General features: G+C 68.6%; 6 protein-coding genes and 2 pseudogenes. 3 read left to right on the top strand and 5 right to left on the bottom strand.

Annotated features, from left to right (window positions below; all coding sequences use genetic code 11):
* Positions 1-94: 94 nt before the first annotated feature.
* A pseudogene (locus tag ACFWPJ_RS15465) lies at positions 95-1,030 on the top strand (type III polyketide synthase); the annotation flags it as partial.
* A gap of 8 nt (positions 1,031-1,038) precedes the next feature.
* Here ACFWPJ_RS15465 and ACFWPJ_RS15470 read toward each other — a convergent pair.
* Together ACFWPJ_RS15470 and ACFWPJ_RS15475 are read right to left on the bottom strand one after the other, a co-directional pair.
* Positions 1,039-1,653 (bottom strand): CPBP family intramembrane glutamic endopeptidase, encoded by a 615-nt coding sequence (locus ACFWPJ_RS15470; protein WP_378851678.1) that lies wholly within the window; start codon positions 1,651-1,653, stop codon positions 1,039-1,041.
* 179 nt (positions 1,654-1,832) lie between these two features.
* Positions 1,833-3,563: an alpha/beta hydrolase gene (locus ACFWPJ_RS15475; protein ID WP_378851681.1), complete on the bottom strand. Its 1,731-nt coding sequence runs from the start codon at positions 3,561-3,563 to the stop codon at positions 1,833-1,835.
* Positions 3,564-3,707: 144 nt separating this feature from the next.
* On the opposite strand from ACFWPJ_RS15475, the gene ACFWPJ_RS15480 reads away from it, so the two are divergent.
* Positions 3,708-3,998 (top strand): YiaA/YiaB family inner membrane protein, encoded by a 291-nt coding sequence (locus ACFWPJ_RS15480; protein ID WP_336086490.1) that lies wholly within the window; start codon positions 3,708-3,710, stop codon positions 3,996-3,998.
* A gap of 44 nt (positions 3,999-4,042) precedes the next feature.
* On the opposite strand, the gene ACFWPJ_RS15485 is transcribed toward ACFWPJ_RS15480, so the two are convergent.
* Together ACFWPJ_RS15485 and purL are read right to left on the bottom strand one after the other, a co-directional pair.
* Positions 4,043-5,812, bottom strand: a complete 1,770-nt coding sequence (locus ACFWPJ_RS15485; RefSeq protein ID WP_378851684.1) for an alpha/beta hydrolase — start codon at positions 5,810-5,812, stop codon at positions 4,043-4,045.
* A 23-nt stretch (positions 5,813-5,835) separates the two neighbouring features.
* Positions 5,836-8,130, bottom strand: a complete 2,295-nt coding sequence (purL, locus tag ACFWPJ_RS15490; RefSeq protein ID WP_378851687.1) for a phosphoribosylformylglycinamidine synthase subunit PurL — start codon at positions 8,128-8,130, stop codon at positions 5,836-5,838.
* Between the two features lie 158 nt (positions 8,131-8,288).
* Between purL and ACFWPJ_RS15495 the strand changes: the two genes are divergently transcribed.
* The gene (locus tag ACFWPJ_RS15495; RefSeq protein WP_378851690.1) at positions 8,289-9,611 is read left to right on the top strand and encodes a glycosyltransferase 87 family protein; all 1,323 of its coding nucleotides are present in this window, start codon (positions 8,289-8,291) and stop codon (positions 9,609-9,611) included.
* On the opposite strand, the pseudogene ACFWPJ_RS15500 reads toward ACFWPJ_RS15495, so the two are convergent.
* A pseudogene (locus tag ACFWPJ_RS15500) lies at positions 9,563-9,984 on the bottom strand (M18 family aminopeptidase); the annotation flags it as partial. The gene ACFWPJ_RS15495 and the pseudogene ACFWPJ_RS15500 sit on opposite strands and share 49 nt — an antisense overlap.

The raw sequence follows: 9,984 nt of genomic DNA on the forward strand, positions 1-9,984 counted from the left end.
CATTACCCCCCCTCCCCCCCCAACCTCGAGTATTTCCGGTCTGGGGGGTTCGGTGTTGTGTATACGAGCCCGCCGCCACACCATTAAAAATCCCCGGCGCTGCGCGGTCGACCCGCTGCATGGGGGACTTCCCGCGCCCAGTGGCGAACCGGCGACGATCCAGGATCGCATGCACCTGTTCTACCGCCACGCCGTTCCGCTGGCCGTCGACGTGGCGCGGCGCGCGCTCGACGGTGTCGACCCGGCCGACGTAGGACTTCTCGTGTTCGCCACGAGCACCGGGCTCATCGCGCCCGGCGTCGACGCCGCCGTCGTCGAGAACCTCGGACTGCCCCGATCGGTCGCTCGCCTGGTGGTCAATTTCATGGGTTGCGCGGCAGCGATGAACGGAATTCGCACCGCCTCGGACTTCGTCCGGGCCAACCCGGACAAGAAGGCGATGGTCGTGTGCATCGAGCTCAACTCGGTGCACGTTGTCCCCGTCGAAGGCGTCAGCGACGCGGTCTCGCACAGCCTGTTCGGCGACGGTTGCGGCGCGGTCGTCATCGGGGCACACCGCGCAATGGAGCAGCCTGCCGCCGGGACGATCGTCATCCGGGACAAATTCACCCATTTGTTCGAGGGCACCCAAGACGGCATCGCGGTCGGCGTCAACCATGACGCCATCACGTGCGAGCTGTCCGAGAACGTACCCAAGTACATCTACGACGGCGTCGCTCCCGTCGTCGGAGACATTCTGCGCCGCAACGGATTGCGTCAGGCGGACATCGATGTGTGGGCGATCCACCCGGGCGGGCCGAAGATCTTGCTCGAATCCGCGCGATCGCTCGGCCTCCCGCCAGAAGCCGCGGCGACAAGCTGGGAAGTTCTCGGTGAGTACGGAAACATGTCGAGCGTCTCACTGATCTTCGTGCTCGAACGGATCGCCGCTCAGACCGAGGCGACCGAGCCGATCTCGACGGGCGTCGCGTTCTCGTTCGCGCCGGGAGTCACGATCGAGGGATTCGTCTTCGACGTCGTTCACCGGTGATCACGTCGCTACTGCCTGAGCAGTTCGATCCGCATCGCCGCGAGCGGAAGCAACGCTCCTCCGGCATTGATCGCCAGATGCAGCAACGCGGGCGCGGTCGCGCTGCCGGTGTGCCTGCGCAACGCGCTGAAGACCAGACCGGCGAGCGTGGTGAGCGCGACCGTTCCCGGCACCGATTCGCCGGTGACCTGCGCCGGGCGGATGTGGCACAGCCCGAAGCCGAGCGCACCCACCGCCGCGGCGACGCGCGGTTCGGCGACCTCGTCGAGCAGCGGATCGAGCGTGCCCCGGAACACTGTTTCCTCGGCCAGCACCGTGCCCACCGGGATGTGCAAGGCGATCCATTCGAGCGTCGACGTCTCGGGTACCCGCTCGGCGACCTCGAGCGGTAGCCGCCGCAACGCCGGAATAGCGAGCGCGACACCATAACCGGCGAACACCAGCGCGGCACTGCCCGCACCCCATCGGAATCCCTTGGCCGACAGCCAGTTCGGCCGCCCATCGAACACCGCCGTGTACCCCGCCGCGAATACGATGCTCGCCAGGGTGCGCCCGCGCAACGGAAGATCGAGACCAGGCAGCACCCGATTACTCCACAGCAGCGGTAGTCCCAGCGCAGCCACGGTCCGCACTCGTCGCCACGGACCGGGCGCGCGCGTCCCTGCGCGACGCGCGGTGTACGTCGCGGCCCGCTTCGCGCGAGGACCTTCCACGGATTCCAGCGTCACCACGAACGGCACGCCGGCCAGGCCTTCCACTCCGCGAGGCGCGGTGCGTACCGAGAGGACAGTCGGGCCCCGCATCACTTGACCGCTCGCTCGTACTCGTCCGCGGATTCCAGTGCGGCACGAATACTTTCGACGACTTCGGCACTGACCCCCGGCGGCTCGGCCACGGCCAGCCAGCCGTCGAGCACCAGCGACCCGTACCGATGTCCATGCCCGTCGACAACCCCTTGCGCATTCGTGAGATCAGCCGTGACCTGCCAGAACGTCACGAACGGCGCCCACCGCATCTGCGTCGACACATCGGGGCCGCGCGGCTCGCTCAGCCAATCCGGCTGGGTGAAGATCAGGTCGGCCGACCACCACACGATCGGATCGGACGGGAGCTGCAGGTAGGCGATGCGCGGCTCGCGCCACAGCTCCGCGGACCCCAGATCCCCTGCGTCGTCGGCGAATCGGACGACCAGCCCGTCGGCATAGACCGGCGCCACCTCGGGCGACCCGGGATCACGCCGGTCGACGAACTGCCGCCACAGCCGATTCGAGTTCGGCGGCCCCACCCACAGCGCACCGTCCACCTTCTCGCGCAGATCGGCGAGCCCGTCGAAGGCCTCCTCGGAGCCCTGCGAACCCAGGCTCTCCCCGTACACGAACAGTTTCGGCCGCTGCCCCTCCGGCTGGGCCAGCCACCGCTGATACACCGCGTCGAACAGTTCCCGGCTGGCCGCGGCCGCCTTCTCGCGGTCGGACAGGAACGACAGCACGCTGGGCAGATACGAGTACTGGGTGGCCACGATGGCCGTATCGCCCCCGTAGAGGTATTCGATCGCGCCCGCCGCCATCGAGTTGACCCAGCCGGTGCCGGTGGTGGTCACCACCACCATGGCCTCGCGTTCGAAGGCCTTCGTCCGTTCCAGCTCGTCGACGGCCAGCTGCGCCGCGGTCTGCGCACCGGTCACCGACTCCAACCCGACATAGGCCCGAATCGGTTCCCGCGCGGTCTTTCCCGTCACCTCGGTGATGTCGTCGGCGCTGGGCCCGTTCGACACGAACCACCGTCCCTCGAAGCCGAGGGTCTCCCACGGCGCGAGCGAAGCTGGACTGCCCGAGCGCTCCGGTTTCGCGGGCTGTACCGCGAACTCCGACACCCGGTCGTTGCGCACACTGAACGCGGAGTTGGCCACGGCGAAGAACGCCCGCGAGGCCACACCATTGAAGATCGTCACCGCCAGCACGACGAGAACCAGCGCACCGGCGGCGGGCGCGAGTTCACGCGGCACCCGCACCCAGCGATTGAGCTGGCGGGCCAGCACGAGCACCAGCACCCGCACGGTCCGGTAGGCGGCGACCACGGCGACCCCGACGGCCACGCTGAGCAGCCCGGTCCGCAGGTAGGCGGGCGTGGTGGTACCCGCCATCCCCATCAGCGAGGTGAGCTCGCGCTGCCAGCGCGCCGACTGCACCAGCATCACCGCTGCGACCAGCGCGCACACGACCAGCACGGTCGCCTTGATCCCATACCGCAGCCGGTCCGAGGGGCTGGGAATCGGGATCCGCGCCCGCGCCCAGCGCCGGAACGCCCACTCGAGCACGCACCCGAGCCCGTAGCCGATGGCGGCGTTGATCCCGCTGATCAGGCCCTGGAACAGCCAGTCGCGCGGCACCAGCGACGGCGTCACCGACAGCGCGAAGAACAGCGTCGCCAGGACCAGACCGGGGTAGTTGAGGTCGACGATGTCCTCGACACGGCGCAGCAGCCCGGCGCCGCGCGTACGCAGCGTCGCGAGGGTCGAGCCTGTCGCGGACACCAAACCAGTATGGCTGGCCGGTTTCGGCGCAGCGGGGTGTTGTGGATGGCGGGTCGGTCACTTCCGGCGCGTTCGGCAACTACCCACCGCACTCGAGTAGTTTCACGCGCCCGTGCCGATCACCCGGTCAGCATGCTTATTCCTATGAGCACACCCAATGCCAAGCCGAAGAACACCTCGGCCTACATGGCCCAGGCAGCGATCGCGTTCGCCGTCAGCCTGTTCGGGACCGGTGCCGGAATCGCCTATCTGCCGCTGGACGGCTGGCAGCGCGCGTTCCTGGCGATGTCGGGCCTGTTCCTGGTGACCAGCTGCTTCACTCTCGCCAAGGTCGTGCGCGACCAGCAGGAGACCCAGTCACTGATCGGCCGGATCGATGAGGCGCGGCTGGAACAGCTGATCGCCGAACACAATCCGTTCAAATCGGTGTCCTGATCGGATCGGGCCGGCGCCGATCGAGGGGTTCGGCGCCGCCCGGTCTATTTCAGCTGATGTTCGGTGGCCGCGGACTCGATGAGGAAAGTCTTGATCCGTTCGGCCAATTCTGGTGTGTAGTCCGGTGGTTGGGCCACCGCGGCCCACGCGTCGGGCACCACGTTGCCGTAGTTGTGCCCGTGCCCGTTCGACACCGTCTGCGCGCGGGGCAGATCCGCGGCGACCTGCCAGAACGTGACGATCGGATACCACGACATCGCCGGTGACACATCGGGTCCACGCTTCTCGGTCAGCCAGTCGGGTTCGGAGAACAGCAGATCCGGCGACCACCACACCACCGGATCGGACGCGTGCTGCAGATAGACGATGCGCGGGTCGGTCCAGTTGTCCGACGGCCTGGCCAGCTGATCGGCGCTCGCGGCGAACCGCACCGAGAGCCCGTCGGCGTAGATCGGGGCGATCTCCTCGGTGCCGGGGTCGCGCCTGCGCACGAATTCCGACCAGAGCCGGTTGGAGTTGGGCGGGCCGACCCAGAGCACGCCGTCGGCGCGATTGCGGATATCGGCCAGCCCGGAGAACGCGCCCTCCGATCCCTGCGAGCCGAGGCTCTCGCCGTAGACGAGCAGCTTGGGCCTGGCGTCTTCGGACAGCGCGACCCACCGCTCGTACACCTTGTCGAACAGCAGGCGGCCCATGGTCATCGACTTGTCCCGGTCGGACAGGAACGACAGGGCACTGGGCAGATACGAGTACTGGGTCGCCACCAGCGCGCTGTCGCCGCCGTACATCAGCTCGACCGACTCCGCGCTGGTCGAATCGACCCAGCCGGTGCCGGTGGTGCTGATCACCACCAGCACTTCGCGTTCGAAGGCCTTGGTGCGCTCGAGTTCGGCGACGGCCAGATCGGTCTGCGCCTCGAACCCGTCGGCCGATTCCAGCCCGGCGTAGACCCGGATCGGTTCGCGCGCGGGCTTTCCGGTGACCTGCCCGATCGCCAGCGCGGTCGGCGCGTTGGACACGAACCACCGGCCCTCCGAACCGAGGGTGTCCCACTTCGCCAATGACTCCGGGCTGCCGGAACGTTCGGGCAGCGTCGGCTGGATCGCGTGCGCCGAGGTGTGGCTGTTGCGGGCGCTGAACGCCGAATTCGCCACGGTGAAGAAGGTTTTCGCCAGCACGCCGTTGAACAGCAGCACCGCGGCCACGATCACGATGACCACGCCGAGCGGCCGCGCGACCGAGGCGGGAATCCGGACCCACTGGTTCAGCCCGCGCGCCACGGCCCGCACCAGCCTGACCACGCCGCGCGAGATCCAGATCAGCAACCCGACCACCACCGCGCCGACCAGCACGGTGCGCGGATATCCCGAGCCGGACACCGGTTCCATCCCCATCAGATCGGTGATCTGGCGCTGCCAGTGCGCCGACTGGATGCTCAGCAGGATCGCGAAGATCAGGCAGACCACCACGATCACGGACTTCACCGCGATGAGTGTCCAGCTCGGACGCCGCGCCCAGCGCGCGGTGATCTGCTCCGGCAGGGCGATTCTCGGCACGACCCACCGGCGCCAGGCCCAGGCCAGCGCGCAGCCGAGGCCGTAACCGATCGTCGCGTTGATGCCGCTGACCAGGCCCTGGAAGAACCAGTCACGCGGCAGCAGCGAGGGTGTCAGCGACCAGCCGAAGAACACGGTGGCCACGACGAGCCCGGTGTAGTTCGGATGAAAAAACCTCTCCGCCACGTGGATTCCACGGACGAAGAGGTTCTCATGAACGGCGGGCGTGGTAGTCGAGCTCGTGTCCTCGATGATCAAGCTCGACTCCTCGTCCCGGTGAATCAGGCGGTGTGCGCTCCGAACAGCTTAGGCAGGGTGCCCTCGAACGCCTCGCGCAATTCGGCGAGTGTCACCGAGAACTGACCCTGCACCTCGATCGAATCCGAGCCCTGGTCGACAACGCCGATGCGCACCCACGGCAGCTCCCGCGCGTCGCACATCTTGGTGAAGCGGGTCTCCTCCGAGCGCGGCACGGCGACGAGCACGCGGCCCGCCGACTCCGAGAACAGCTCGACGAACGGGTCCGAACCCTCGGGAAGCACGATGCGGCAACCGGTCTCGCCCGCCAGCGCGGCCTCGACGACGGTCTGCGCCAGGCCACCCTCGGACAGGTCGTGCGCGGCGGAGATCATGCCGTCGCGCGAACCCGAGGTGAGCACCTCCGAGAGCAGCTGCTCGCGGGCGAAGTCGACCTTCGGAGGCACGCCACCGAGGTGGTCGTGCACGACCTGCGACCAGATCGAGCCGTCCAGCTCGTCGCGGGTCTCGCCGAGCAGGATCAGCGACTCGCCCGGCTCGAGGCCCAGGCCGGTCGGGATGCGGCGGTGCACATCGTCGATGACGCCGAGTACGCCGACCACCGGGGTGGGCAGGATGGCGTCCTTGCCGGTCTGGTTGTAGAAGCTGACATTGCCGCCGGTCACCGGAATGCCAAGGGCCGCACAGCCGTCCGCGAGACCGCGCACGGCCTGCTGGAACTGCCACATCACGCCCGGGTCCTCCGGCGAACCGAAGTTCAGGCAGTTGGTGACGGCCTTCGGGGTGGCGCCGGTGGTGGCGACGTTGCGGAAGGCCTCGGCCAGCGCCAGCTGAGCGCCGGTGTACGGGTCGAGCTTGGTGTAGCGGCCCGAGGCGTCGGTGGCCAGCGCGATGCCGCGGCCGGACTCCTCGTCGATGCGCACGACACCGGCGTCGGCGTGCTCGGCCAGCACGGTGTTGCCGCGCACGTAGCGGTCGTACTGCTCGGTGATCCACTTGCGGCTGCACAGCTGCGGGCTGGCGATCATCGTCAGCAGGGTTTCGCGCAGCTCGTCGGCCGTCTTGGGCCGGGTGAGGTTCGCGGTGGTGTCGGCGATCAGCGCGTCCTGGGTGTCGGGACGCTGCACCGGGCGCTCGTAGACCGGGCCCTCGTGGGCGACGGTGCGCGGCGGCACGTCGACGACGGTCTCGCCGTGCCAGGTGATGACGAGGTGGTCGCCGTCGGTGACCTCACCGATGACGGTCGCCAGCACGTCGTGGCGCTTGCAGACGGCCATGAAGGCATCCACGTTCTCGGGGGTGACGACCGCGCACATGCGCTCCTGCGACTCGCTCGACAGGATCTCGGCGGGGGTCATGTGCTTGGCGCGCAGCGGGACCTTGGTCAGGTCGATGTGCATGCCGCCGTCGCCGGCCGCGGCCAGCTCGGACGTCGCGCAGGACAGCCCGGCGCCGCCGAGGTCCTGGATACCGACGACGAGTCCGGCCTTGTACAGGTCCAGACAGCACTCGATGAGCACCTTCTCGGTGAACGGGTCACCGACCTGCACGGCGGGCAGCTTCTTGCGGCCGGTGCCGGTCTCCTCGCCGGAGAAGGTGTCCGAGGCGAGCACGGAGACGCCGCCGATGCCGTCGAGGCCGGTGCGCGCGCCGAACAGGATGATCTTGTTGCCCGCGCCGGAGGCGAAGGCCAGGTGCAGGTCTTCCACACGCATGGCGCCCGCGCACAGCGCGTTCACCAGCGGGTTGCCCTGGTAGGAGGCGTCGAAGACGGTCTCGCCGCCGACATTCGGCAGGCCGAGGGAGTTGCCGTAGCCGCCGACGCCGCGCACGACGCCGTCGACAACGCGACGGGTGTCGGCCGCGTCGGCCGCGCCGAAGCGCAGCTGGTCCATGACCGCGATCGGGCGCGCGCCCATCGCCATGATGTCGCGCACGATGCCGCCGACGCCGGTGGCCGCGCCCTGGTACGGCTCGACGTAGGACGGGTGGTTGTGGCTCTCGACCTTGAAGGTGACCGCCCAGCCGTCGCCGATGTCGACCACACCGGCGTTCTCGCCGATGCCGGCCAGCATGGAGGCCTTCATCTCGGGAGTGGTCGTCTCACCGAAGTAGCGCAGATGCACCTTGGAGGACTTGTAGGAGCAGTGCTCGCTCCACATCACGGAGTACATCGCCAGTTCGGCGTCGGTGGGCCTGCGGCCCAGAATCTCCTTGATGCGGGCGTACTCGTCGTCTTTGAGACCGAGTTCCTTGTACGGCTGCGGAGCATCCGGGGTGGCTGCGGCGGTAGCGACGGTGTCGACCTGCAGTGTCACGGGAGACCAGGGTCCTTTCGGCCGGGGGAACTTGACTCCAGAGTCTAATGGTTAGTACCGGAGCGGCTTCGCCCCGCACTGCCCACTGGTGACCGACCTCGCACCCGGCCTGATCACACCTGTGCTTCGGGCGGGTCCGCACCCGTTAGTCTGACGCCGTGAACGAGAGTCCGGGGGTTGCCGAGCAGGTCGAGCCGCCTGTTCCCGCGCGGGACGCGGCGCCGAGTTCCACTCCTGCCGGGCCGTCGGCGAACCCACCGCACCCGGTCGACCGTGACCGGCAGCGCAAGTGGCTGGCCGCATCGATCGGATTGTTCGTCTTCTCCGCCGCGGTCGCGTTGCTCGCGCACTGGTGGCACGGGTTCATCGACCTGCAGGTTTACCGCAACGGCGCCCGCGTCTGGCTCGACGGCGGCGACCTGTACGGGCCGATGCCGCCGGTCTACGGGCTCGGCCTGCCGTTCACCTATCCCCCGCTCGCCGCGGCGTTCTTCGTGCCGCTGGCGTTGATGCCGCTGGTGGTCGCCGAGATCGCCGTGCTGGTGACCTCGCTGGTGAGCCTGGGTATCGCGCTGTGGCTGGTGCTCGTTCGCATCCGTCCCGAGCTCGACCGGATCTCGGTGCTCACCGTCGTGATCGCCGGGCTCGGTCTGGCCCAGTTCCTCGAGCCGGTGCGCCAGACGTTCAACTTCGGCCAGATCAATCTGATCCTGATGGCCGCGGTCGCCATCGACGTCCTGGTCCGCAAGCCGTTCTGGCCGCGCGGGATGCTGATCGGCATCACGGTGTCGATCAAGCTGATTCCGGCCGGCTATCTGCTGTATTTCCTGGTGCGGCGGGACTGGAAGGCCGCGGCCACCCTGGTCACCTCGGCGGCGGGCGCGGTGGGCGTCGGCTTCCTGCTGTTCCCGAGCGATTCGGTCCAATACTGGTTCCACACCGTCACCGACACCGGCCGCATCGGCACCCCGTACTTCGCGGGCAACCAGTCGATCAAGGGCACGCTGTTCCGGCTCGGCATGGACGAATCGGTGGCCACCGGGCTGTGGATCGCACTGTCGGTGCTGACGGTGGCGCTGGCCGCGGTGTGGATGTACCGGCTCATCGGCGCGGGCAAGGACGTCGCCGCACTGCTGGTCAACGCCGCTGCCGTGCTGCTCGTCTCGCCGGTGTCGTGGTCGCATCACTGGGTGTGGGTGGCGCCGGCCCTGGTCGTCGCCGTCGACCAGGTCACGCGCCGCCGCTCCCGCGTGTTCACCGCCGTCGTCGCGCTGTTCACGGTGATGTTCATCGTCGGCCCGCAGTGGGTCCTGCCGCATTCCAACGGCAAGGAACTCGGCTGGGCCTGGTGGCAGCAGATCATCGGCGCCAGCTACGTGTGGACCACCTTCGCGGTGATCGTGTACGCGGTGATCACTTATCGGCCTACCCCTCAGTCGAGGGCAGCCGGCGTCAAGAAGGCAGCCAGCGCCGAGGCGTAGGCGGGAACATCGGCCGCGCCCATGAGTTCTCGGCACGAGTGCATGGCCAGCTGTGGTGCGCCGATATCGACGGTGGACATGCCCGTGCGGGCCGCGGTCATCGGGCCGATGGTCGAACCGCACGGCAGGTCGGCACGGTGGACGTAGCGCTGCAACGGAACATCGGCCTGCGCGCAGGCCAGCGCGAAGGCGCCCGCCCCGGCCGCGTCGGTGGCGTAGCGCAGGTTCTGGTTGACCTTGAGCACCGGCCCGCCGCCGACCTCGATGCGGTGCGCGGGTTCGTGCCGGTCCGGGTAGTTCGGGTGCGTCGCGTGCGCCATGTCACCGCAGGCGAGCACCCAACCTCCCAGCGCGCGAAGGTAAACCCCTCGCC

It is taken from the genome of Nocardia sp. NPDC058497 (assembly GCF_042720195.1).
GTDB lineage: Bacteria > Actinomycetota > Actinomycetes > Mycobacteriales > Mycobacteriaceae > Nocardia.